General features: G+C 34.7%; 19 protein-coding genes and 5 pseudogenes. 17 read left to right on the forward strand and 7 right to left on the reverse strand.

Annotated features, from left to right (window positions below):
- Positions 1-137 (forward strand): annotated as a pseudogene (locus BWGOE10_RS16210) (IS6 family transposase); the annotation flags it as partial.
- Between the two features lie 32 nt (positions 138-169).
- Here the strand turns inward: BWGOE10_RS16210 and BWGOE10_RS32920 are convergent.
- The gene (locus BWGOE10_RS32920; protein ID WP_171903120.1) at positions 170-346 is read right to left on the reverse strand and encodes a hypothetical protein; all 177 of its coding nucleotides are present in this window, start codon (positions 344-346) and stop codon (positions 170-172) included.
- Positions 347-677: 331 nt separating this feature from the next.
- On the opposite strand from BWGOE10_RS32920, the gene BWGOE10_RS16215 reads away from it, so the two are divergent.
- From BWGOE10_RS16215 to BWGOE10_RS16235, 6 genes and pseudogenes are all read left to right on the forward strand, one after another.
- Positions 678-1,439, forward strand: a complete 762-nt coding sequence (locus BWGOE10_RS16215) for a hypothetical protein (RefSeq protein ID WP_070144045.1) — start codon at positions 678-680, stop codon at positions 1,437-1,439.
- A 173-nt stretch (positions 1,440-1,612) separates the two neighbouring features.
- Positions 1,613-2,083, forward strand: a pseudogene (locus tag BWGOE10_RS16220) (zinc dependent phospholipase C family protein); the annotation flags it as partial.
- Positions 2,084-2,861: 778 nt separating this feature from the next.
- The gene (colA, locus tag BWGOE10_RS16225) at positions 2,862-5,768 is read left to right on the forward strand and encodes a collagenase ColA (protein ID WP_070144044.1); all 2,907 of its coding nucleotides are present in this window, start codon (positions 2,862-2,864) and stop codon (positions 5,766-5,768) included.
- A gap of 392 nt (positions 5,769-6,160) precedes the next feature.
- Positions 6,161-6,562 carry a hypothetical protein gene (locus BWGOE10_RS16230; RefSeq protein WP_070144043.1) on the forward strand — a complete coding sequence of 134 codons (402 nt, stop codon included), beginning with the start codon at positions 6,161-6,163 and terminating at the stop codon, positions 6,560-6,562.
- Positions 6,563-6,654: 92 nt separating this feature from the next.
- Positions 6,655-6,931: pseudogene (locus tag BWGOE10_RS30220) on the forward strand (DDE-type integrase/transposase/recombinase); the annotation flags it as partial.
- Between the two features lie 221 nt (positions 6,932-7,152).
- Entirely contained in the window at positions 7,153-8,793 is a 1,641-nt protein-coding gene (locus BWGOE10_RS16235; protein ID WP_070144042.1) for a family 14 glycosylhydrolase, read from the forward strand.
- Positions 8,794-9,083: 290 nt separating this feature from the next.
- On the opposite strand, the gene BWGOE10_RS16240 is transcribed toward BWGOE10_RS16235, so the two are convergent.
- Entirely contained in the window at positions 9,084-9,434 is a 351-nt protein-coding gene (locus BWGOE10_RS16240) for a PH domain-containing protein (RefSeq protein WP_070144041.1), read from the reverse strand.
- A 709-nt stretch (positions 9,435-10,143) separates the two neighbouring features.
- Between BWGOE10_RS16240 and BWGOE10_RS16245 the strand changes: the two genes are divergently transcribed.
- The 3 genes from BWGOE10_RS16245 (at position 10,144) to BWGOE10_RS16255 (ending at position 13,146) form a co-directional block, all read left to right on the forward strand.
- The gene (locus BWGOE10_RS16245; protein WP_070144040.1) at positions 10,144-12,132 is read left to right on the forward strand and encodes an isopeptide-forming domain-containing fimbrial protein; all 1,989 of its coding nucleotides are present in this window, start codon (positions 10,144-10,146) and stop codon (positions 12,130-12,132) included.
- A gap of 498 nt (positions 12,133-12,630) precedes the next feature.
- On the forward strand, positions 12,631-12,936 hold the full coding sequence (locus BWGOE10_RS16250; RefSeq protein ID WP_016127755.1) for a DUF6442 family protein: 306 nt from the start codon (positions 12,631-12,633) through the stop codon (positions 12,934-12,936).
- Positions 12,937-12,939: 3 nt separating this feature from the next.
- Positions 12,940-13,146 carry a helix-turn-helix transcriptional regulator gene (locus BWGOE10_RS16255; protein WP_000651002.1) on the forward strand — a complete coding sequence of 69 codons (207 nt, stop codon included), beginning with the start codon at positions 12,940-12,942 and terminating at the stop codon, positions 13,144-13,146.
- 179 nt (positions 13,147-13,325) lie between these two features.
- Here BWGOE10_RS16255 and BWGOE10_RS16260 read toward each other — a convergent pair whose 3' ends face one another.
- Both BWGOE10_RS16260 and BWGOE10_RS16265 read right to left on the reverse strand, forming a co-directional pair.
- The gene (locus tag BWGOE10_RS16260; protein ID WP_070144039.1) at positions 13,326-13,997 is read right to left on the reverse strand and encodes a hypothetical protein; all 672 of its coding nucleotides are present in this window, start codon (positions 13,995-13,997) and stop codon (positions 13,326-13,328) included.
- A complete protein-coding gene (locus BWGOE10_RS16265; RefSeq protein WP_002191906.1) occupies positions 13,984-14,319 on the reverse strand; it encodes a PadR family transcriptional regulator in 336 nt (111 codons plus the stop codon). The genes BWGOE10_RS16260 and BWGOE10_RS16265 overlap by 14 nt, the downstream gene beginning before the upstream one ends.
- A gap of 318 nt (positions 14,320-14,637) precedes the next feature.
- Here BWGOE10_RS16265 and BWGOE10_RS16270 point away from each other — a divergent pair, with 318 nt between their 5' ends.
- The 5 genes and pseudogenes from BWGOE10_RS16270 (at position 14,638) to BWGOE10_RS30230 (ending at position 17,214) form a co-directional block, all read left to right on the forward strand.
- On the forward strand, positions 14,638-15,153 hold the full coding sequence (locus BWGOE10_RS16270) for a hypothetical protein (RefSeq protein WP_070144047.1): 516 nt from the start codon (positions 14,638-14,640) through the stop codon (positions 15,151-15,153).
- Positions 15,154-15,215: 62 nt separating this feature from the next.
- On the forward strand, positions 15,216-15,569 hold the full coding sequence (locus tag BWGOE10_RS16275) for a hypothetical protein (protein ID WP_070144038.1): 354 nt from the start codon (positions 15,216-15,218) through the stop codon (positions 15,567-15,569).
- A 63-nt stretch (positions 15,570-15,632) separates the two neighbouring features.
- Complete coding sequence (locus BWGOE10_RS16280) at positions 15,633-16,046, forward strand: hypothetical protein (protein ID WP_070144037.1); 414 nt, start codon at positions 15,633-15,635, stop codon at positions 16,044-16,046.
- A 147-nt stretch (positions 16,047-16,193) separates the two neighbouring features.
- Positions 16,194-16,388, forward strand: a pseudogene (locus BWGOE10_RS16285) (hemolysin BL-binding protein); the annotation flags it as partial.
- Between the two features lie 292 nt (positions 16,389-16,680).
- Positions 16,681-17,214: a DUF2247 family protein gene (locus BWGOE10_RS30230; RefSeq protein ID WP_236735981.1), complete on the forward strand. Its 534-nt coding sequence runs from the start codon at positions 16,681-16,683 to the stop codon at positions 17,212-17,214.
- 99 nt (positions 17,215-17,313) lie between these two features.
- Here BWGOE10_RS30230 and BWGOE10_RS16295 read toward each other — a convergent pair whose 3' ends face one another.
- Positions 17,314-17,694: a Tn3 family transposase gene (locus tag BWGOE10_RS16295; RefSeq protein ID WP_070144036.1), complete on the reverse strand. Its 381-nt coding sequence runs from the start codon at positions 17,692-17,694 to the stop codon at positions 17,314-17,316.
- A gap of 479 nt (positions 17,695-18,173) precedes the next feature.
- On the opposite strand from BWGOE10_RS16295, the gene BWGOE10_RS16300 reads away from it, so the two are divergent.
- Complete coding sequence (locus BWGOE10_RS16300; RefSeq protein ID WP_070144035.1) at positions 18,174-19,343, forward strand: serine hydrolase domain-containing protein; 1,170 nt, start codon at positions 18,174-18,176, stop codon at positions 19,341-19,343.
- Between the two features lie 509 nt (positions 19,344-19,852).
- Here the strand turns inward: BWGOE10_RS16300 and BWGOE10_RS16305 are convergent.
- A complete protein-coding gene (locus BWGOE10_RS16305) occupies positions 19,853-21,937 on the reverse strand; it encodes a serine hydrolase domain-containing protein (protein WP_070144034.1) in 2,085 nt (694 codons plus the stop codon).
- Between the two features lie 93 nt (positions 21,938-22,030).
- Positions 22,031-23,197: a serine hydrolase domain-containing protein gene (locus BWGOE10_RS16310; RefSeq protein ID WP_070168306.1), complete on the reverse strand. Its 1,167-nt coding sequence runs from the start codon at positions 23,195-23,197 to the stop codon at positions 22,031-22,033.
- A gap of 625 nt (positions 23,198-23,822) precedes the next feature.
- On the opposite strand from BWGOE10_RS16310, the pseudogene BWGOE10_RS31715 reads away from it, so the two are divergent.
- Positions 23,823-23,900: pseudogene (locus tag BWGOE10_RS31715) on the forward strand (IS6 family transposase); the annotation flags it as partial.

Here is a 23,900-nt window from a genome sequence, read left to right on the forward strand (position 1 = left end):
CCTTTCGCACAGCTACATCCATTCTTTCTGGAATAGAAGCTATGCATATGGTGAAAAAAGGGCAACTTGTTTTATTGGACAAGTCTGTCCAAAATCAAGTGAAGTTCATCCATCAACTATTTGGAATTGCAGCTTAAGACTAGATTTCACTAGGAAACTTTTCGCATCTTTATATCTTTCCTAAGTATTTGCACCAGAACCCTAATTGTAGAGAAAGAGAATTTTTATTTAGGGTGTACTTCAAAATCTTAGCTTGATAGCGATGTGGCGATATCCCTTTTAAAAGTTCTTGAACGAATGGAAGTACTCCACCTACAAATTTTAAAACTGCCACTGTGATTCCCATAATATTCCCCCCTCTTTCTTGGTGTTTAGATGTGGTACATCTTTATGCTTTCATTATAGTAAGCGTTCGCAATAATATTCAAAAATCAAGATATGCAAAATTGCATATTTATATCCGTATTATTGAATGAAAGATCTATGAAGCCAATGAGCATGCAGGTTTCTCTTTTGGTTTATTAGTTTCATCAGAAAAGAATTCAGACCTCTGAAAGACTTTTGTAACATTTATGAAAGAGAAATGAAAGACTTTTTAGCTAGGATGAGGCTTACCTACTAGTAGACGATGCGCGCAGATAGTAAAACCATTAGTGAAAATAAGGAGAAGTTAAGGTATGTTTATGAAAAGAAAACTGTCTATATTTACATTTTTAGCACTAATATTTAGTTTGATAGTTACTGTTTTTCCTACAAATTCTGCTTATGCAGCTGAGGACAACCGTATACTTGATATTTATGGGGATCCAGTCCAGACATCTAAAGATTATATAATGGTACGTAAAATTTGGGATGGTAAACCTCGGCGTGATGCTTATGCAGGTATAGGTCAGAAGAGACTTGGAGTAACTTATGAGAAGTTTGCGGGTTGGCATTATGTAATTCAGTATAAAGATAAATCTTATTATGGTACTGCTGAGACTCATAAGGATACAAAAGGTAATGAGTACTATGGTACACCTATCAATTTTGAAACTCCAGATGGGGTAGAAAGTGATGGATATATAAGACATAATACGCCAGTTACCATGTCAATGTGGATTGGTGGGCCAAATGCTGAGGCAGGAGGAATTAAAAAATATGTCAATGCAGGGAATCGCGGCTGGATTTATTTTAGCGACCAATCAAAAAGCACGTTAACAGTTTGGGAACAAAATGCAAAGGAAATCAATTTAATAACAGGTAAAACTGATTATCTTAGAGATAAAATGGGAAGGCCTTGTGATTGGTACAGTGCAGATCCACAAAATTCTGAGTATGGAGTTACAACGTATTTCGAGCTGGAAACTTCAGATCAACCATTTTCAAATCAAGATAAACTATGGGGAAGTTCTACGCCGCCATATCAATCTGGTTATGAATTAGTACCCTTACCATAGAGCATCTATTACATTTAGATTTATATAACTGTACTTATTAATATGAAATGTGTCTTTCAGTAAGGTAAGAGAAGATCCTATGAAAGAAATTTAAATTATATATCAAATGGAGGAATATTTATGAAAAGAAAAATTTTAGCTATAGCTTCTGTAATTGCTTTAACAGCTCCTATTCAAAGTATTTTAAATTAGCTGGTGAAGCTTATCAAAATAAAGATCTGAAAAATGCATTCTTTTATTTAGGATTATCACTTCATTATTTAGGGGATGTTAACCAACCAATGCATGCAGCAAACTTTACTAACATTTCGCATCCATTTGGCTTCCACTCAAAATATGAAAACTTCGTTGATACAGTGAAAGACAATTATAAAGTAACGGATGGAAATGGCTATTGGAATTGGCAAAGTGTAAATCCAGAAGAGTGGGTTCATGCATCAGCATCAGCAGCAAAAGCTGATTTTCCATCAATTGTTAATGATAATACGAAAAGTTGGTTCCTAAAAGCAGCGGTATCACAAGACGCTGCTGACAAATGGCGTGCTGAAGTAACACCGGTAACAGGAAAACGTTTAATGGAAGCACAGCGTATTACAGCTGGATATATTCATTTATGGTTTGATACGTACGTGAATAACAAATAACAAATACATTTACACATAACAAAAGTTATTTATGTTATACAGTGAAATTTCTAACAGTGGGGGCTTCATCCCCCACCCATCTTCTTTGTTTCTCTCTGAATCTTGATGTGTAAGTCTTGTTTGATAAGTCTATTTTAGAAATCTAAAAGTCTTTTAAATCAATGAAAGACTTTTGTAACATTTATGAAAGTAAATTGAAATGTATTTAAACTAAAATGTACATATCGAAGGTGATTTTATTTCAAAAAGTATAAGCAATGTACAGTATAATTTCATCTTTTGCATTCTTGTAAAAATGATAAAAGAAAGAGAGAGGTTGCATGAATCTAAATTAAGAGAAGCATAGGATTACGCAGTAGATATTTTATTAATTCTTACTTCTAGGTAAAAACAGACAATCAGGATCAGCTTCATTATCACTAGCATATAGAGATGACTATTCTTACTCTGGTAGATTCACATACAGATATGATCTAGTTGATCTATATTACTACAATGAACCTGGTCGTATTAAATCAGTAGGCTCAAGTTATTTACAAAGTGTATATCATTTAGCATATTCAATTTTAATTTAAAAAATAAGATTATAAACCACAGAAAGGCACTCATTCGATACTCATTAGAGTGCTTTTTTTGTTCAAATTATGTCTAAACATATCAATTTCTTTTTTTGATATGGTATCGCTGTGTACAGAAATACCAAAGAAATATTGCATTTTAAAATATTTTATGATAATAATTAGTTTTTTAAATGTAATTTATAAATGGAGGAAATGTTATGAACAAGAAATCAAAATTTACTCAAATGATGCTCGGTATTAGTACAGTAGCCTTATCATTTGGAAGTATTCAAACACAAGTATCAGCGGAAGAAAACACACCTTATAATGTGTTACAAAAGAAACCCATTGGGATAGAAACTTCAACAGATGAACTTGCACATTCTACAAAAGCCGACGAAACATTGTCTTATGAAGAACGTTTAAAAGTGAACGATTTTTCACAACGTCCAGCTCCGGTTGTGAAACGAGCAGCGGCAAAACAATTTCAGCAAAAGTATTCTGTGGCAGAGCTGAATAGAATGAGTAATGATGAATTAATAGATACATTGGGAAATGTTAGTTGGAATCAAATTACAGATTTATCTCAATTTAATCAAGAAACAAAAGCGTTTTATCAAAATAAAGAGCGAATACAAGTTATTATTGACGAATTAGGTCGCCGCGGGAGCACATTTACAAAAGATGATACAAAAGGAATTGAGACGTTTGTTGAAGTATTGTATTGCGGTTTTTATTTAGGCTTTAATAATAAAGAGTTAAACTATTTAACTGAGCGAAGCTTCCGTGATAAATGTTTACCGGCATTAAAAGAAATTGCAAAAAATCCGAATTTTAAACTTGGCACAAATAAACAGGATACAGTGGTATCTGCATACGGTAAATTAATTAGAATTGCTTCTTGTGATGCTGAAACAGTTCAATATGCAGGGAATATATTAAAACAATATAACGATAATATTTCTACATATGTAAGTGATAGGAATAAAGGGGACGCCTTGTATAATCTTATTCAAGGGATTGATAATGATATACAGTCTTACTTGCAGGGTACAGGGAAAAAAGCGGATGAAACAATATGGTATGGAAAAATTGATAGTTTCATAAATGAAATCAGTCGACTGGCTCTTCTGAATGATGTAACAACAGAAAATAAATGGTTAATTAATAATGGTATTTATTATACTGGTCGTTTAGGGAAATTCCATAGTAATTCAAATAAACCTTTAGAAGTACTTACACAAGCAATGCATATGTACCCTCGTTTAAGTGAAGCTTATTTTAATGCCGTAGAGCAAATTTCAACAAACTATGGTGGAAAAGATTATAGCGGGAATACAGTAGATTTAAAGAAAATCCGTGAAGAAGGCCAACAGCAGTACTTACCAAAAACGTATACATTCGATGACGGTGCTATCGTATTTAAAACAGGAGATAAAGTAACGGAAGAAAAGGTTAAGAGACTATATTGGGCCGCTAAAGAAGTAAAGGCACAATATCATCGTGTAATTGGAAACGATGCAGCGTTAGAAGCAGGGAAAGCTGATGATGTACTGACAATAGTCATTTATAATAGTCCAGATGAATATAAACGAAATAGCCAACTATATGGCTATGACACGAATAATGGTGGAATTTATATTGAAGGAGTCGGAACGTTCTTTACATATGAGCGTACACCGCAGCAAAGTCGTTATAGTTTGGAAGAATTGTTCCGTCATGAATTTACACACTATTTACAGGGAAGATACGAAGTTCCAGGATCATGGGGACAAGGAGAAATGTATCAAGATCAACGTTTGACTTGGTTTGAAGAAGGAAATGCAGAATTTTTTGCGGGATCTACTCGTACGAATAATGTTGTTCCGCGCAAAAGTATAATTAGTGGATTATCATCTGATCCTGCGAAACGTTATACAGCAGAACGAACATTATTTTCAAAATATGGAGAAGGAGAAGGAGACGAAAAATGGGACTTTTATAATTATTCTTTTGCACTGCAGTCTTACTTATATACTCATCAATTTGAAACTTTCGATAAGATTCAAGATTTCATTCGTGCAAATGATGTGAAGAATTATGATGCATATCGTGAAGCTTTAAGTAAGGATCCAAATTTAAATAAAGGATACCAAGACTATATGAAGCAGTTAATTGATAATCAGGGTACATATAATACTCCGCAAGTATCAGATGATTATTTAGCTGCCCATTCACCAAAGCCACTAGCTGATGTAAAGAAAGACATTACTGATGTAGCAAAGATAAAAGATGCAACGATTACAAAGCATAAGTCTCAATTTTTTGATACGTTTACATTAGAAGGGACATATACAGGCGGTGTAACAAAAGGAGAATCTGAGGATTGGAAAACGATGAGCAAGCAAATCAATCAATCTTTAGAACAGTTATCGCAAAAAGAATGGAGCGGCTACAAAACAGTTACAGCACATTTTGTGAATCATCGTGTGAATGCGAAAAATCAATTTGAATACGATGTTGTATTCCATGGTGTTGCAACGGGAGAAGAAGAAAAACAGACTGTTAAAGTAAACATGAATGGACCGTACAATGAGATATTAAATGAAAAAGTTGAGTTTCATAGCGATGGTACAGAAAGCACAGGTGGAAAAATTGTTTCTTATCTCTGGGATTTTGGAGATGGTACAACAAGTACAGAAGCAAATCCTACTCATGTATATGGAAAAGAGGGGGCATATACTGCCAAGCTAACAGTGAAAGATGATAAAGGAAAAGTAGGCCGAGGACAAACAACGGTTACCGTAAAACAGGATGAGCCAGCAGGTCATAACTATCAAAACGCAAAGGTAATTCGTTTTAATAAGCTTTACAAAGGAAATATGGATAAACCTAATATGATGTATGCTTACACGTTCAATGTCACATCTCCAAAAGAAGTAGATACTTCTTTTATAGATGAACAGGGAATTGGGATACAATGGGATATATATCACGAATCAGATCTAGAAAATCCTATTATTACGGGCCAAGCGGATGGAAATAATATAAAAGGGAAATTTGAAGCGAAACCTGGGAAGTATTACTTAGTTGCATTTTTTGACGGGGAAAATAAAAAGGGAACATATTCATTATCAGTAAAATAAATCTATTTCCAATGTATATATAATGGTTATTTTTTAGAAGGAGCCTATCACTATAGGCCCCTTCTGTTCTTTTTTAGAGAGAATGGATCGTTTAGCTGAAATACCATTTAGCTATTACAGTTAGCAGAACAACTCCGTGAGAAGGATGTTCGCTTTGCAATTAAAATACTTGTCGTACTTGAACAGACTTCCTGACTAAGATTATGCTCTCTAATTTTATGTATAAATTTAGAGAGCATATCCTTCAGGGTTCAGTTGAGATACATGTAAAAATGGGTTATAGACTGCATTCATTTTCCAATATATTCATTTTTTTGCAACAAGTGTTGTGGCTATAATAAAATGCCCATAGTCTTAAGAAAATCCCCCATCTACATATAGGAGGCGTTCTAATGAATTTATCTCAAGATAAAAATCAAAAATTAATACTGCATCTTCTTACTTTCGTATCTTTCATCATTCTTGTTCTTTTAGGCATCACGATTTTTTATATACCATTCATTTTTTATTACGTGTTCAAATCAAAAGAAGTCCGTACAATTATTATTGAAACATCCGTTTATCAGCTATTGACTTGGATTATCTCATTTATTTGGAATATTTTTATCATGAAACCTTTAGTACTTTCTATATCCGATATAAGTGTAAATAATATGTCTATTATTTTGTGGGCAGCCCCATTATATATAATCCTAACTATTTTATTAGTTTTGGGTCCTCTTAAAGGAATTTTATATGTATTACAAGGGAAAGATTTTCATTATCCTATTATCTCTAAATGGATTAGGAAGTAATAAAAATAAAGAAGAATCCTTATACAAGGGTTCTTTTTTATTATTTAATATGATTCTATTTTAGTTTTTTCATTAGCTGATTGGAGTCACCATATCAGTATGGTCCTGAATTGGATAAACGAATCTGACGTCACCTCAAACCAATGACTCTTGAAGAGTCCATGAAACATATATCAAAGTAAAAGGGTAATGAATATATTTATATCGTGGTGTTGATTCGAAAGAAAACAGAATCGATTTTTCCTAAGAAAAATAAGAAACCAGAAGGCTGCAAAGCGCTTTTTCAAGAGAGTTTTGCGGCCTTTTCGTGTTTCAAAGCCTCGTGCTATAACAGTCGATAAGAATCCAGCTTATTATCTTCGTGTTAAGTATTGAGATGGTTGGAATGAATTTTATTTCAGAGATTTTTTGCACCAGAACCGAATAATCTGTAATCGAATTTTAAAATAAACAAGTTAATTAATCTAGCTTGTTTATTTTAGTTTAATATTATGCAATATTTTTCATGCAAACGATTGCGTTTTTCATATATAATGAAAACGGATACAAAAGTGTTTTATAAATTTAAAAAAGGGAAAAGGAGAAAAGGGATGAAAAAACAGTTTCAATATTATGGTATTGTCATTTTATCTGTCTTGATGTTATTTGTATCTCTATTAATTCCACAAGCAAGTTTTGCAGCTGTAAATGGAAAAGGAATGAATCCGGATTACAAAGCTTACTTAATGGCACCATTAAAAAAGATTCCGGAAGTAACAAATTGGGAGACATTTGAAAATGATTTAAGGTGGGCAAAACAAAATGGTTTTTATGCTATTACTGTTGATTTTTGGTGGGGAGATATGGAAAAGAACGGGGATCAGCAATTTGATTTTTCATACGCACAGCGTTTTGCTCAATCAGTAAGAAATGCAGGTATGAAAATGATACCTATTATTTCTACACATCAGTGTGGTGGAAATGTTGGCGATGATTGTAATACACCAATTCCTTCATGGGTTTGGAATCAAAAAAATGATGATAGTCTTTACTTTAAATCTGAAACTGGAACCGTTAATAAAGAAACATTGAATCCACTTGCTTCCGATGTAATTCAAAAGGAATATGGTGAACTATATACGGCATTCGCAGTAGCTATGAAACCGTATAAAGATGTAATCGCAAAGATATACTTATCTGGGGGACCAGCTGGAGAGCTGAGATATCCTTCCTACACATCTGCTGATGGAAGCGGTTATCCATCACGTGGAAAGTTTCAAGCCTATACAGAATTTGCAAAATCAAAATTCCGTTCCTGGGTATTAAATAAATATGATTCCTTAAATGAAGTGAACAAAGAGTGGAGTACAAAACTTACTTCTGTTTCAGAAATTTTACCACCAAGTGATGAGGAACTGTTTCTAAAGAATGGATATAACTCTTCATATGGAAAAGATTATTTAGAATGGTATCAAGGTGTTTTAGAAAGTCATACAAAATTAATTGGTGAATTGGCACACGATGCTTTTGATTCAAGTCTTCAAGTACCAATCGGTGCAAAGATTGCAGGAGTACATTGGCAATATAATAATCCGGTTATACCTCACGGGGCAGAAAAGCCAGCAGGGTATAATAATTATAGCCATTTACTTGATGCTTTCAAAAGCGCAAAGTTAGATGTAACATTTACTTGTCTAGAAATGATAGATAAAGGTAGTTATCCCGAATATTCAATGCCTAGAACATTAGTACAAGAAATTGCAACATTAGCTAATCAAAAGGGAATTGTATTAAATGGTGAAAATGCTTTAAGTTTAGGAAATGAGGCAGAGTATAACAGAGTTGCAGAAATGGCTTTTAATTATAATTTTGCTGGATTTACGTTACTTCGGTATCAAGATGTAATGTATAACAATTCATTAATGGAGAAATTTAAGGATTTATTAGGTGTGACTCCTGTTATGCAAACGATTGTAGTAAAAAATGCTCCTACAACAATAGGAGATACTGTTTATATTACTGGCAATCGTGCGGAATTAGGAAGTTGGGACACGAAACAGTATCCAATTCAACTATATTATGATTCTCATAGTAATGATTGGAGAGGAAATGTTGTGTTGCCAGCTGAAAGAAATATAGAATTTAAAGCATTTATTAAAAGTAAAGATGGAACGGTCAAATCATGGCAAACAATACAACAAAGTTGGAATCCAGTCCCACTGAAGACTACCTCTCATATAAGTTGGTGGTAATTATATTATGCAAACAAAAAAGATCCTTTAATAAGTGGTAAAGGGTTCTGGTGCAAGCCTCGAATGCTGTCAAAATATACACAAAAATATGAGAGTAGTAAGGTATTTGGAGATAAAAAGCTTTGAATCTCTTGAGCAAATAGTTGTAATTCGTCAGACACAGAAACAGACATAAAAAACGCCATCCTTTCCTATGATTCTACAGAAAGAATAACGTATTTTTTCATTTTAGGGGGCATTTCTTTTTATTAGGTTGATAGCGATGTGGCGGTACCCCTCATAGGGTCTGTTTAGTCTTTGGTTATTTTATTTTGAATTATCTGTATAAAATCACTAAGATTGTTGCTTTGGATATTTCTGATGCCCACTCTTTCATTTTTATTCCAAAAAAGTATACTGGATACACCAAATAAATTCTTTTTTTCTTTCAGTTTTGATATGTTTTCATAAAAATATTCATTAATCCATGCATCACCAACTAAATCAGGCCCGTAAAAAAATAATCTTTTATTTGTAGCAACTAGTACTCCAGGACGTACAGGATGCCGATATTCAAAAACGTCTAAAGAACCTTGTAAAACATCTAAAACTTTTTCATCGGAAGATACTATTGTCTTGGCTCGGTCTAATAAATTTTGCATTGTAGGACTCCTTTATTATCTAATATGAATTAATTATATCGGAAAATTCATAGAATTTTAAATTGATTATTCTAATATGTAATTAATTTACGGGTGGTGTCAGCTAGGCTGGTACTACCCCTACATAAGAAGCTGTACCTAAAAGATCGTTAAAAATGACCTTTTAGATACAGCTTCTTGTTTTAGTTTTGTAAGTGGCTCTAAAAAGAAGGAATCGTTGCCGTACCCCTTAAATATCCCTAACATTTCTCAATATCCATTTTATGTATAAGTGATATATTTTATTTAGGTTATTTTAATACCTAAATAAAATATTAATTTGTAAAAAAAGGAGAGATATATGCAAAGAAACCCCTTACTGTAGAATTATTGGTGAAGATAGACACAGTTTTCAAGTTTGTTATTTTTAATTAGAGGTGTAGTATTCTGTTCAAAAAATAATTTAACCTAAAATTCTTAAAGTGAAGATTGTTATTGATAAAGTTTATAAGAATTACATATTTGTTTATCTTCTACTTTAATCATACGACTCTAAATGTCTTTAACTATTGTATTTTATTTAATCAAATTGACATGTTAAGAATTATTATTTTGTGAAGAGAAAAGTTTGATTTGAACTATCTTTCCGAAATGAGGGAATGTATGCGATTAATGTCGCAGTTTAAATGATTTCAAGAAACGGGGCGATAAAATGACGCGGAGGAGCCTATTGTGCAAAAAAACTAGGGGACGTTTTAAACAAATTGTAGTATTCTTCATGATGTTTTTATTAGCATTTAGCGGTATGTTTTCTAGCGGTTTGCCGATGCTAAAAGTGAAAGCTGAGGATAATACTAATACATCAGGTATATGCTCACAGCAACAGAAGCAAGTAGTGTTAATTAATGGTGATTTTGAAACTCCAACTGCAGGAGAACCAGTTTCATTTTTTGATGCTAAAGATGTACCGGGATGGAATACTACGGATGTAAACGGTGAAATAGAGATTTGGAGAGATCAGAATCCAGCATCTGGAAATCAACATGCAGAATTAAATGCATCAAGCGTTGGAATGCTGTATCAAGATGTAGAGACAACACCTGGACAAACAATACATTGGAGACTAGCGCATAAGGGAAGGCTAGGGGCTGACACTATGAGACTTCGAATTGGTGCAGTGACTGCAAATCCTCTAGAGACTCTAGAAGTGCAACAAATGACTGATGGAAACGAAACATGGGGACACTATGAGGGAACATACATTGTTCCACCAAAACAAACGGTAACACGATTTGGTTTTGAGTCTGTGTCTGCTGCCGGTGGGGACATAGGGATAGGGAATTTCTTAGATGATATTTTTCTTGGTTCAGGACCTTGTGTCTCAGCGACCAAATCTGTTGATAAAGACGGATCCGTATATTTAGGAGATGAATTAACATATAAAGTGAATGCCAAAAACTATGGTGGTGACATTGCTTCTGACTCTGTTTTCATAGATACGATTCCTGATGGAACGGAATATGTTCCGGGGTCAATCAAAGTGACGAAAAATGGAACTACAACAGGTATAACGGATGCGATAGATGGTGATGAAGGAGATTTCCAAAATAATAAAGTTACTGTTAAATTAGGAAATTTACCTTACATAAAAGATACGCCAGAAGGATTTACCGTACAATTTAAGGTGAAAGTTAAATTAAGTAATATTGGTAAAACAATAACGAATAAGGCGCAGATACAATATCAAGATTTATTAGTAAAACAACAAAAACAAACTGAAACGAACAAAGTTGTTAATGATGTTACCCCAAGAGATTCAAAATTAGAATCGGAAAAAATAGCGAAAAACCTCCAAAATAAAAATACAGAAGTAGGCGATGAAATCGAGTATACGATCAAAACACGTAATACGGTTTCCGATAGCCTAGTACAAAATCTAGTAATTGAGGATACATTACCAGAAGGATTGGAATATGTATCAGGTACATTACAAGTAGATGGAAAAGCTGTAACAGATGCAGCCGACACAGACAAAGGTCAATTTGAAACAGGAAAAGTAACTGGAACACTGGGAAATGTGACAGATACTGAGTGGCATACAGTGGTATTTCACGCGAAAATCAAGTCAGGTCAATTTGGAAAAACGATTACGAATACAGCGGAAGTAACAGGAGAAGGTATATCAATACAAACGCCGAAAACTGACGTATCCGTGGGGCCAGAAAAACCAGCTGACAAGCCAGTAATTGATCCAATCAAAGATACAGATAAAGAGATTACGGGTAAAGGAACTCCTGGAGACAAAATTATTGTCAAAGATCCAACAGGAAAAGCGATTGGTAAAACAACTGTAGATAAAGATGGAAAATGGAAGTTAGATGTTCCGGATGGAACAAAATTAACCAAAGGTGATGAAATTACCGCTGTAGCGAAGAAACCTGGAAGTGAGAAAGAAAGCAAGCCAGCAAAAACAATTGTTATAGGTCAAGAAAAACCAGCTGAAAAGCCAGCAATTGACCCAATCAAAGATACAGATAAAGGGATGGGTACAGGAACTACCGGGGACAAAGTTATTGTCAAAGATCCAACAAAAACAATAGATCCTATGAGAATATTACCAAGTACGGGTGGTCAATTTTCAATAGTACCATATGCAGGTGGATTACTTCTTGTAATTGGTTTACTGTTCTTAGTGAGAAGTAAAAGAAAAAATAACTAAGAAGTAGTTAAACTATACCCATTATACAATGGAGGGTTTCATAGAAAAACCTTAGAGCTTAAGCAGATGGTTTCGATGGTGCATCGAAACCATCTTTTTTTAGCAGCTAGGCCCAGTACTAGTGTTACTGTAACAGGGGCAAAGTAAATATTTTAAACGGTAGGGTTCTGGATTCCAGAATTCTTTTTATATGGGTTCTTGCTCATCTCCATCAACTTAAGAATTTTATAATAATCCTAGAACGAAAATTTGTACTAACTTGTAACAAAAAAGCTCATTTTTTCGCTTTGGGGTATTTGCTTTTTTAGCTTGATAGCGCCACATCGCTATCAAGCTAAGATTCTTAATTACCCCCAAAATGAAAATTTTATATCTATACAAATTGTATTACTATGCACCTTGAAGACAAGTTTTATTATCATTATGACAAGTTAACTTGTCATAATGATAATAAAACTGTACAATAAAAATATAATTAATAAGGGGTGGTTACTAATGATGCAAAAAGAGGAGATATTAAGAAAATACAAAAAAATGGGGAGAGATGAACGTAAAGAACTTATAGAATTAGATTCATCTAGTTACGGTTTAATGGCTGTGCTTGTTTTAGTCCTATTTTTTAGTTCTTGGAAATTGATGCATGGTATTAAAAGTTACGAATTAATTTCAATTTTTTCTGGTTATATAGCTAGTACAAGCTTTTATAAGTTTAAAAAATTGAAAGCACAAAAATTTCTTATTGCAAGCATTTTAGCAATAATGAGTACAATTGCAAGTGCCATAGCTTTCTTTCTGGAGGGATGATAATTGAAAGATGAATTAGTACTGCAAAATCGTTTGAAAGTAGCAAGAGCTGAGAAAAAAATATCACAGGGAGAATTAGCTGAAATGGTAGGAGTATCTAGGCAAACAATTAGTTCTATTGAAACAGGACAATTTTGTCCAACTGCAAAGTTAGCATTAGTACTTTGTATAGCACTAGATAAAAAATTTGAAGAATTATTTTATTTTTGATTAATTGGTGTACTGGGAGTCAAAACAAATCCCTATCAATCTAATTTTTTATTATCCATAAAGCAAAAAATACGCCATCCTTTCCTATGAGCCTACCGAAAGAATAGCGTATTTTTTCATTTTAAGAAAATTTAATTTTGTTAGCTTAATAGCGATATATGTGCTCTTTAAATAAGTTATTAGAATCTTGATGCTTTAAATAAAAATTTATATACAATATAGAAAAATAAAGCTATCAAGGCACCTTGCCATAAACTTAAGTTATAAGAAAGATAAGGGTGTTTTTTAAAATGCATATGTAATAATACTGATATTCCAAATGGAATAGAAATTGATAATACAAATATAATGCGGCTCTTCCAATTCATTATGAATTTAAACGAGAATCCTTTCATTACATATAAAATAATATAAAGACCTCCAATAAGAATAATGACAGATAGTGTGGTTTCCAGAATATCAAATGACAAACCTTCAGTTGGATAGTTTTTTTGAAAAAACGAAGTTATTACAGCAGATATCGTATCTATTCCAAATTGAATAGCAAGTAGTAAACTAATAATAAAACCAATTGTTGAAAATTTTTCAAACATTGTTTGTTGAGGTAGGGCAGCAATTAATTCGTCACAATACGCTGGAAGATCCTCCCCAAATACATCATAAGCATTTTTTCCTTCTTTTTGAGATTCAAGAAGGTGGTCTAAAATCTCCAATAATAGTTCTTCTGATTGCCTTTCAGGAACATTTGAACAGCGAATATACACTAACATATTTCCATAAGCTAGTTCATTTTCTTCTGTTAGTAGCTCTCTTTTTTCATTATTCATTTTAGCCATTTCATCTGGTTTCATTTTGTTTTTCCCCTCCTAATAACCGATTTACAGTTGTTGATACCATATCCCAACTTTCCTTAAATACCTCTAATTGTTCTAATCCCTTCTTTGTTAAATGATAATACTTACGTTTAGGTCCTAGATTAGAGGTTTTCAAAGTTCCTTCGATTAACTTTTCTTTTTGCATACGCAATAAAAGTGGATAAATACTGCCCTCACTTACAAACGTAAAGCCATATTGATTCAATTTGGTACTTAGTTCATAACCGTATACTTCTTCTTGTGAGATGATATATAAAATACAGCCTTCTAATACACCTTTTAGCATTTGGCTATGCATCGACTCATCTCCTTTCAGTAGATTGCTATGCAAGTTAGTATGTAGTTAGAGTGTAACACCAGGTAACTTGCTTTGCAAGTCACCTGTTAGTCTTTTAATAAAGACTAAAAAAATCCCTAACAATTCTTTTGGATATTGTTAGGGATTTTTTCTATTTATGTTTTGTATTACTCCACGTTGTCAGCAAATTAAAAATTGCTGTTAAGAGATAATAAAGTTGTTTAATTCTTATTGAACTAACGGTGCAGGATAGTTGAATAGGGATGATGATATAATTAAGGGGGAATGTACTTTATTTTATAATTTATGAGGTGGAAAATGGACTCTTTAGAATTAAACAAATCTAAATATATTGTCTCTAATATCAAAAACATTTTGCATAAAAAGCTTATACTTGATAAACCGTTAACTAAAGATGAGGTAAAAAAATTAAACCTAGTTAATCCCACTGTATACGAAAATGAGAAGTATCTCATTCAAGAACGGTGGTTTTATAGTATTAATATCGGAGAATGGGAAGATGTGGAGATTTTTATTCAAGGGAATAATGAAAATCCCGATGTGGAGATTATCGAAATGGCAGAAAAAATATTTGATGAACTCCATCTACATATAAGCCGTGCATTAAAATATTTACAGAAATTCTTCCCTAATCAAGAAATGAAGAACTACTATCTATCCACAATATACTTTGGAAAGATGGTTAATTTTGATGATTATATATTTTCAGGGTTTAGTTTAGCTTTTATTTTTGATGGTCACTTTGAGTTTCAGTATAAAGTAAAATTTAAAGAGGATGGATGGCCTATTGGTTTTGAAGGTGGGCCACTTTAATAATCATAGATAAATAGTAGATGCTCATATTCCATATAAAATGTAAGAATTGAGGTAAAAAAATGAAAGTACAGAGAATACAAGAAAAAATTGATAAGTTATATTACTGGGATGCTTGGGTTACTAAATTAGCATGTGATTATTTTGGTGATGAAGTGATTTTAATTTTTAAAGATGGGGATGATGATGTCACCCTTCAATTTAGTGGTTGCTATAAAATAGATTTTAAACATAGTATGGGATATGTAAAAGAAAAACCAATAAAAACTTTTACACATGAACAGTTACCGTATTTTCTTCATGATATTGAAATTGGTGAAATAGAAAAAGAAGGTTTAAAATTATATACCTGTAAAATAATTATGCCTCCTATGAACTTAGAAATATGGTGTAAGGATATAAAAATTGAAAGATAAGTATCTATAATAAAAAACATATAAATAATTAATTTCTACGTTTTTTATTAAGTAGGTGATAAAATGGCAACATTGTTGGAAGAATGTATTGAAGCATTAGGCGAAGACATTGAAATTTTAGAAAATAATCAAGGGAAAATGATAGTAAAAAGTTTTGGGAATGCATTTCCTATTACATCATGGGGGAGAGTAGATTGGTCCAACATTCAAAACTATGGTGATTTATATAATGAGGATGAAATACAAGTATATCTACAAAACTGTTTTGGAATATATTCTCAAACAGTATATATTATTTGGGATAATGCTAGAGTGCCAATAATTAAAACAAATTTACATCAAGTTTTAAAAGTAATAGATGATGTTACAGCTGTTAGTTTTGATATGTGGATATATTCACCAGATATGGGATATGTTATTGAATATCATCATGATGGTGACATACGTATAGGAAATGTAAAAGATATTATTAAGTAAAAAGGATTTTTATTAACAAACGTAGGAATTATTGATTCCTACGTTTGTTTAGTATTAAGTAAAAAGTTTATTATCTGAAAGTATTGGAAGGTAAAGTGATAGTTATTATGGTTGGGGTTTGCTGAAGATACATGTAATTACATCAAGATTGGGACAGGAAAAGAAGTTGGACAGCTTATCAAAGTTGAAGATGTAACAACAGGTAGGAAATATGGACCTGAAGATTATGGATGGGGTACACTATCCGTTGTATCAGGTGGTACTTCACTTGTAATTGGTAAAGTTGTAGGGAAAATTGGTGACCTTGAAAAGAAAGGAAAGGCACTAGAAGCGGCGGCTAAATATAAGCCAAAAACCATAGAAATAAATAATCCTGTTTTAGATAACATTCGTACAGGTAGTGCATTAAAAATAGATGAACTACATGCATTTAATAAAATTATTGATAATTATGTTAATTATGCATCGAAATTTGATTTAGTTGGAGGTGACGGAATTAAGCGACAGCTTTATCAGGTAGAAGGTTCTTTAAATGGTAAAAAAGGTGTATTCGAATGGATTGTTGACCCTGACCCTAAAAAAGGTGTTACACACAGAAGGTTTATTGAGGGAGTTGGCGTAACAGGGAAAGCGAATGCAAGAAAGAAGTGAAAATATAATGTATAGTTATAAAATTTTCAAAACGTATAGACTACAATATAGTTGGTCTACTTTGCTAACTGGATTAAAATTAGGCCTTTTATCCATTGAAGAAATAGATACATATGCTGCAAATTATTTGATTGATAATCCCCACGTAAGCGATGATGTATTATTAGAACTTACATGGGGAAAATGCGATAAAGAAAAAGCTATTGAATTAATAGAAACCATAGTAATGGATTTAGCAATACCTTGGAATGGTGATGTTGAGGAACGAAAATGGAAGTACTGTATTTTAATGTCTATGAGAGAAAAAAATAACGATTACGATGCTTTATTAGAGAATATAGCTAACCTGTATAGTGATTTTAATTATCCAGACGATATGAAAGGATTTATTTATTATTTAGAACCGGATGACGGTTATGATCCAAGTAAGTATACCAAAAGTGAAAATATTAAACGACTGATAAATAAACTAGATTCATTCTTACAAAGTGAACAGAAAGCTTTACAGGAGGTTTAAATCGTAAGAATAAACCCTTAGAGGATATTTTATAGTAAATCAAGATTCCTTTTACAAAGCCGTAGGTATTATACTCCTACGGCTTTTATTATACATTATTTAAGTGAAAACTACTTTTTTTGAAGAAAATGAAAGGTCAAATGGTAGTTCGGATGGTTTTCGATTTGAATCAATATGATACTTTCCAAATCGATTTACATGTGCTGTCATATAGGGACTTAAATAAGAAATCAATTCTTTATTAAATTCCCCTTTTTGTTTTTCATACTCGTGAAGTAGTTTAGATATGGAAAATACGTTATAAAAAATAAGGCAGTTAGCAACTAAGTGGTTATACTTAATAATTTTTTTCTGTTTCTCACGATCATTCTCAGAGATAATTCCTTCTCCCCCAAAAAAGAGCCACTTTGTAAATCCATTAAATGCTTCAGATTTATTTGTTGCAGATTGAATGGTACGTCGTAATTCTTCATTAGACATGAATTGTAGGGGTCACCTTATCAAAAAAAGAAAATTGTGCGTTTAGACATATTTTTCAACCGCTTCCTGTACGTTAAGGGACTCGTTATTTTTTTTACAGTTTTTTATTATGAAATTCTAAATAGCTAATTATAATAGGTGAAAAAAACGATCAATAGTTGGGGTACGGAAAGGATTCGAATTTACATTCTTTCTCAATACATATTATGGATAAATAAAGTAAAATATGGGTTGGGGTTATGTCTCATGTTGTGTTAATCCTAACAATAACTAAGGGTACATAATATGCTTTCATACCTTTGAATAATTTTGTTATAGAAGGGATGGAGATTTAACTGGCTCAAATTGTTGGTATTAATAGATACCTTTGTACTGGGGCTTTAATCTATATGCGTGAGGGCCTTTCCCTAAGTCTTGTCAGGAAGTAAGGAACAGTAAGCAAACACTTATACAATATGAATAGAGGAGAGGAATGCCATATGAAAATACGTAGTCAAATTACATGTGCAAGTCTGGCCCTTTTAATAGCTGGAAGTTCCCTGTTATATACAACGCCAACCTCAATTGTAAAAGCAGAGCCCACTCAAAATGTATCTAGTTCGTTACAAACAAATACTCAACGAGATCATACTTCCGTCAAGCAAGCAATGCGGGATACATTGCAACTTGGATACCCGGGGATACTTGCTAAAACTTCTGAGGGTGGAAAAACGTGGAGGTATGCCGCTGGAATAGCGGATCTGAGAACTAAGAAACCAATGAAAACAGATTTTCGCTTTCGCATTGGGAGTGTGACGAAGACGTTCACCGCAACAGTTGTACTTCAATTAGCTGGAGAGAATCGCCTGAATCTAGACGACTACATCGAAAACTGGTTGCCTGGTGTCATTCAAGGAAATGGATATGATGGTAACAAGATTACTATCCGGCAGATATTGAACCATACAAGTGGTATCGCTGAATACTCAAGGTCAAAAGACGCTGATTTTACGGATACAAAAAAATCGTATACGGCTGAAGAGTTAGTGAAGATGGGGGTTTCTCTGCCTCCAGACTTTGCCCCAGGAGATGGCTGGTCTTATTCAAACACAGGATACGTATTACTGGGCATTCTTATTGAAAAAGTAACCAGAAACAGCTATGCGGAAGAGATTGAAAATCGGATTATTGAACCACTTGAATTGTCGAATACATTCCTACCAGGCAACTCAAGTGTTATTCCAGGCACTAACCATGCCCGTGGATATGTCCAACCAGACGGAGCAAGTGAGCTAAAAGACGTTACTTATTATAACCCAAGTGCAGGTAGCTCTGCTGGAGATATGATTTCTACTGCTGACGACTTAAACAAATTCTTCTCTTACTTGCTCGGTGGCAAATTACTGAAGGAACAGCAACTAAAACAAATGCTTACTACAGTTCCTACAGGAAAAGAAGGAATCGATGGATATGGTCTTGGAATCTATGAAACTAAGCTTCCAAGCGGTGTCTCGATATGGGGACACACAGGTGGCATTCTAGGGTTTACTACTCTTGTTGGAGGTAAACTTGGAGGCAAGCATACGTTGGTCGTCAATTGGAATAGTTTGGGTAGAACTGACAGTCCTAATCCTTTTAAAAAAATTTTACTTGCTGAATTTAGCAAGTAGGAAAAAAGGAAAAATTTATCGTAGTTTTCATAGTTAAAAATATACTTTTTTGGTTCAAAAGCCCCAACTTATTTTCAAGAAAAATTTGGGGCTTTTTTTGTTTTGGTGACGTTTATTCTTCTTAAGTTGATGGATGTGTGGTAGGGCCCTGTATTTGACTCTTTTTCTACACCTAGATATTCTAGTGTTCGTTCTAACATAAGTGCAGCCTGTTGACGTGTGCGTGTGCCATGTTGGTTAAACTTAGTAGCCGAAACACCTCGGATAATTCCTGCATCGTATAGGGCTTGTACATCATAATGCCGGCTGCGAACTTATTTACACCGAGAAGATGAGTGGGGCAAAAGATGATTGCCCAGAACTGGTATGCTAGCTGTTCTTGTAGATTTTGAGCGTGATATTATTCATGGAAAGCCTCTTCGTAAAGATCATACGTAAATACAAACAAAACCAGCAAAACACCTCTTCTGTGTCATACTGGTTTTGTTGAAGTCTATCTTGAATTGTAGCTAGTTCAACGTGATTGCAAATTCTGAGTTTGGCGGTCCAGCAAATACAACCGTTCCGTTCTTCGGCAGTGTTACTTTGTTATTGCCGTTCACAACGGTAAAATTGACGCATACTCCCTTCTCATCATACACCGCGAACGAACTCTTCGATGGCAACGCCACGGTCATCGTTTTCCCTGCTGCCGCTTGCGGGATCGTAAACCATTTCGCATGCCCATTTGCTTGCAGCGTAACTTTGGATGATTGGCCTGCATCAAGTGGTTTTACGTTGGATCCACTTACGTATAACAATCCGGCCATCTCCATATATTCAATGCCGCCTTCTGTATAGAAATGAGTTTCCGTCGTATCACGGCCATACATCACGGGGATCTGGAGCTGATGCACCGCGGTGTTCGGACCTGTAATTTTTCTGCCGTCCCAATAGCCCGCCAGGCCTTCCTTGCGAGTAATTTGTGTGGTAAGAAGTTTCGGTTGAACGAGATATTCAATAGAACTAAATTTCTCGTTCACGAGATAGAACTTGACGCCTTCCCGCTTCGCCCATGCGGCAGCGGTTTTCTTCGATAGCACATTGTCTTCTAGTTTCTCGGCTAAATAGTGAGTCATCACATTTTGCCCTAAGCCTGGCGTCGATTTATATGTGCTCTCCTTCAAATAAGTTCTTCCGTTCTTCTCGGTGACGAAGTTGAGCTTGGAAGTACCCTTCTCATTAATAAAGCTTCCATTCGCAGTATATACATATTTTTCTTCTCGATTAGATGGTAAGAACAGTTCTCCATTCTTCGTAATTTCTATTTTGAAATGACTTTCGCTATTGCCGTAAAAGCCCGCTTTCTTCGCCACGTCTTGAGGCATTTTGGCCTTGACCGGCTTGCTAAAGGATTTGTTTGGCTTGATGTCCTTAATTGTGCCCTTCTCTTTAAGCGCGGCGAGCAGCAATTCAGTTGCCAGCAGTTGATTTGTAGAGCTTCGGCCGCCGGATGACAACACAGCCGCTGCCATCTTCTGTTCCGGAAGCACGACCAGTATAGCATGTTGCAGTGCCGTGTCGCCGCCCTTAGCCAAGCCTTTTATCCCATATTCACTAAATGGATATAGTTTCACACTATCCCAGCCAAGGCCATAGTTGAAACTATTATCTCCCTCCCCCGGCCACATTCCTTTTTTATATTCCTCTTGCTCCATCGCCTTGACTGCCTTATCAGAGAGGATCCTTTTTCCCTGTCCCATAAATAATTGTGAGAATCGCACCATATCTTCTGCCGTGGAAGAGATCCCTCCCGAACCAATCACATTCACCGATTCAAAGGGAAGCTGCCCTTGGTACGCCGGAAAATAAAGTCCCGCCCGCTTTTCGTCTTCCCATTTGTCCTGCGGCGTTTTCGTATGATTCATCTTTAAGGGTTCTGTAAACCGTTGATGTAGAAATTCGGTAAAGCTCATACCGCTGACTCTTTCTACCAAAATCTCGGCCAGCGTAAAGCCGTCGTTGCAGTATACCGAGAACGCGCCAGGGTCCGCCTTCAAGCTCTGGTTGGACAATTGCCGCAACAAGACATCATGGGCATAGGTATCATTATCGTTAAATAAAAATGCATTACTTAACGTGGAACCTTGCAAGCCAGAGGAGTGGTTCAACAGCATACGCGGCGTAATGCGTTTATACCGATCGTCTTTCATCTTGAAATCAGGAACATAGTGGACGACAGGAGCATCCAAATCGACTTTTCCTTCGTCGACCAATTTCATTACAGCCGCTGCTGCATACATTTTACTGACTGAACCAATCCCGTATATAGTATCTTTGGTCAGCCGCTGTTTCTCTTCCATATCGTTCTTGCCTGTCTGACCCGACAAAGTAAGTTTGCCATTATCAATTAGCGCATACTGCACGCTAGTCGTCCCATAGGACTTCGTGAGTAGCGCAGCCTTCTCTGCCGCAATCTTCTCCAGTTCTTGGCTAGCAACTTCTTGGTTAGCTACAACCGGAGTCTTACTGCTAGAAGACGCTATCGCCCCTGTTGGTAGGGTCATCGTTAGCGCCAATGTAGCGGCTAATACCCCAGATAATTTATTTTTCATGAGAAAATTGCCTCCTTAGATAAGTGATCGATTTCATCACTTATCTATTTAACTATAAAAAATATGACAAAATTTATCCGTTTTTCCTTTTGCCTACTTGCTAAATTCAGCAAGTAAAATATTTTTAAAAGGATTAGGACTATCAGCTTTAAGGCTGTTCAAATTGACGGTCAATGTATGCTCGCCTCCATGTGTGCCTCCAGCAAAAGTAACAAACCCTGGAATGCTGCCTCCATGTCCCCATATTGAGACACCGTTTGGAAGCTTAGTTTCATAGATTCCAAGACCATATCTACCAAGTTCAGCTTCTCCTGTAGGAACTGTAGTAAGCATTTGCTTTAGTTGCTGTTCTTTCAGTAATTTACCCCCAAGTAAGTAAGAGAAGAATTTGTTTAAGTCGTCAGCAGTAGAAATCATATCTCCAGCCGAGCTACCCATACTTGGGTTATAATAAGTAACGTCTTTTGTCTCACTTGCTCCATCTAGTTGGATATATCCACGGGCATGCTTGGTGCCTGGAATCACGCTTGAATTGCCAGGTAAGAATGTATTCGACAATTCAAGCGGTTCAATAATCCGACTTTCAATCTCTTCCGCATAGCTGTTCCCTGTTACTTTTTCAATAAGGATCCCTAGTAATACGTATCCTGTATTTGAATAAGACCAGCTCTTTCCTGGAGCAAAATCTGGAGGCATCGAAATTCCCATCTTTACTAATTCTTCAACAGTATAAGATTTTTTTGTATCCATCATATTAAAATCCTTTGACCTTGTGTATTCAGCGATACCACTTGTGTGGTTCAATAATTGCCGGATAGTAATCTGGTTATCATCATATCCATTTCCTTGAATGACACCAGGCAACCATTTTTCAATAGAATCGTCTAGATTCAAGCGGTTCTCTCCGGCTAATTGAAGTACAACTGTTGCAGTGAACGTCTTTGTCACGCTGCCAATTCGAAAACGAAAATCTGTTTTCATTGGTTTCTTGGTGCTCAGATCCGCTACCCCAGCTGCATAACTCCACGTTTTTCCACCCTCAGAAGTTTTAGCAAGTATCCCCGGGTATCCAAGTTGCAATGTATCCCGCATTGCTTGCTTGACGGAAGTACGATCTCGTTGAGTATTTGTTTGTAACGAACTAGATACATTTTGAGTGGACTCTGCTTTTACAATTGAGGCTGGCGTTGTATATAACAGGGAACTTCCAGCTATTAAAAGGGCAAGACTTGCAAATTTAATTTGACTACGTGTTTTCATAGGGCATTTCTCTCCTCTATTCATATTTGTAGGTGCTTGCTATTTCATACTAACCACACAGCTATCATCTCTACCGATGACAAAAAGCCAACATTGAATTCGTAATCATCTTCATAATGATTATTTTTACAAGCGCCATTCTGTCCTAACAAACGGTAAATCCCTCTTTTTACATGTATGTTAACCTAAGAAATTATTTATTTTCCATGAAACACTCTTATTAACTGGTTTGTTTTTCATATATAAGTCATATCTGTTCCGCCTTTCATGCTTCTTTATATTTTGATCATACACAATGAAAATCTCTTTTTCCTTACCTATTCCTTACAAATCCCTTACGTTCAAAATAGCTTCTGTGTTTCAAATGTGCCAATTAATTCTCATCAAGAAGAAACGGGAATTAAGCGAATATAAAGCGATTTATATCATAAAAGATTATTTTCTACTTATTGTGGTCTCACCACATCGCTATCAAGCTAATAAAACAAAATACCCCCTAAAATGAAAAAATACGCTATTCTTTCTGTAGAATCATAGGAAAGGATGGCGTTTTGGTTCTGGTGCAAAAAATCTCTGAAACTTGGACATACTGATATTACTACTCTACAAAAGGTGTGTGATCAGTATGGAAAAGGAGAATTTGTTCAAATGGAAGCATTATCAGCCTGAACTAATCTTATTAACAGTAAGGTGGTACCTACGG

It is taken from the genome of Bacillus mycoides (genome assembly GCF_001757995.1).
Lineage (GTDB): Bacteria > Bacillota > Bacilli > Bacillales > Bacillaceae_G > Bacillus_A > Bacillus_A mycoides_B.

Bases quoted from the DNA above. Each gene is read 5' to 3' on its own strand.
- BWGOE10_RS16305 (WP_070144034.1), bottom strand. From the start codon at position 21,937: ATGAAAAATAAATTATCTGGGGTATTAGCCGCTACATTGGCGCTAACG.
- BWGOE10_RS16275 (WP_070144038.1), top strand. From the start codon at position 15,216: ATGAAAGTACAGAGAATACAAGAAAAAATTGATAAGTTATATTACTGG.
- BWGOE10_RS16250 (WP_016127755.1), top strand. From the start codon at position 12,631: ATGCAAAAAGAGGAGATATTAAGAAAATACAAAAAAATGGGGAGAGAT.
- colA (WP_070144044.1), top strand. From the start codon at position 2,862: ATGAACAAGAAATCAAAATTTACTCAAATGATGCTCGGTATTAGTACA.
- BWGOE10_RS16310 (WP_070168306.1), bottom strand. From the start codon at position 23,197: ATGAAAACACGTAGTCAAATTAAATTTGCAAGTCTTGCCCTTTTAATA.
- BWGOE10_RS16270 (WP_070144047.1), top strand. From the start codon at position 14,638: ATGGACTCTTTAGAATTAAACAAATCTAAATATATTGTCTCTAATATC.
- BWGOE10_RS16230 (WP_070144043.1), top strand. From the start codon at position 6,161: ATGAATTTATCTCAAGATAAAAATCAAAAATTAATACTGCATCTTCTT.
- BWGOE10_RS16215 (WP_070144045.1), top strand. From the start codon at position 678: ATGTTTATGAAAAGAAAACTGTCTATATTTACATTTTTAGCACTAATA.
- BWGOE10_RS30230 (WP_236735981.1), top strand. From the start codon at position 16,681: ATGCAAGAAAGAAGTGAAAATATAATGTATAGTTATAAAATTTTCAAA.
- BWGOE10_RS16260 (WP_070144039.1), bottom strand. From the start codon at position 13,997: ATGAAACCAGATGAAATGGCTAAAATGAATAATGAAAAAAGAGAGCTA.
- BWGOE10_RS16240 (WP_070144041.1), bottom strand. From the start codon at position 9,434: ATGCAAAATTTATTAGACCGAGCCAAGACAATAGTATCTTCCGATGAA.
- BWGOE10_RS16280 (WP_070144037.1), top strand. From the start codon at position 15,633: ATGGCAACATTGTTGGAAGAATGTATTGAAGCATTAGGCGAAGACATT.
- BWGOE10_RS16300 (WP_070144035.1), top strand. From the start codon at position 18,174: ATGAAAATACGTAGTCAAATTACATGTGCAAGTCTGGCCCTTTTAATA.
- BWGOE10_RS16235 (WP_070144042.1), top strand. From the start codon at position 7,153: ATGAAAAAACAGTTTCAATATTATGGTATTGTCATTTTATCTGTCTTG.
- BWGOE10_RS16265 (WP_002191906.1), bottom strand. From the start codon at position 14,319: ATGCATAGCCAAATGCTAAAAGGTGTATTAGAAGGCTGTATTTTATAT.
- BWGOE10_RS16295 (WP_070144036.1), bottom strand. From the start codon at position 17,694: ATGTCTAATGAAGAATTACGACGTACCATTCAATCTGCAACAAATAAA.
- BWGOE10_RS32920 (WP_171903120.1), bottom strand. From the start codon at position 346: ATGGGAATCACAGTGGCAGTTTTAAAATTTGTAGGTGGAGTACTTCCA.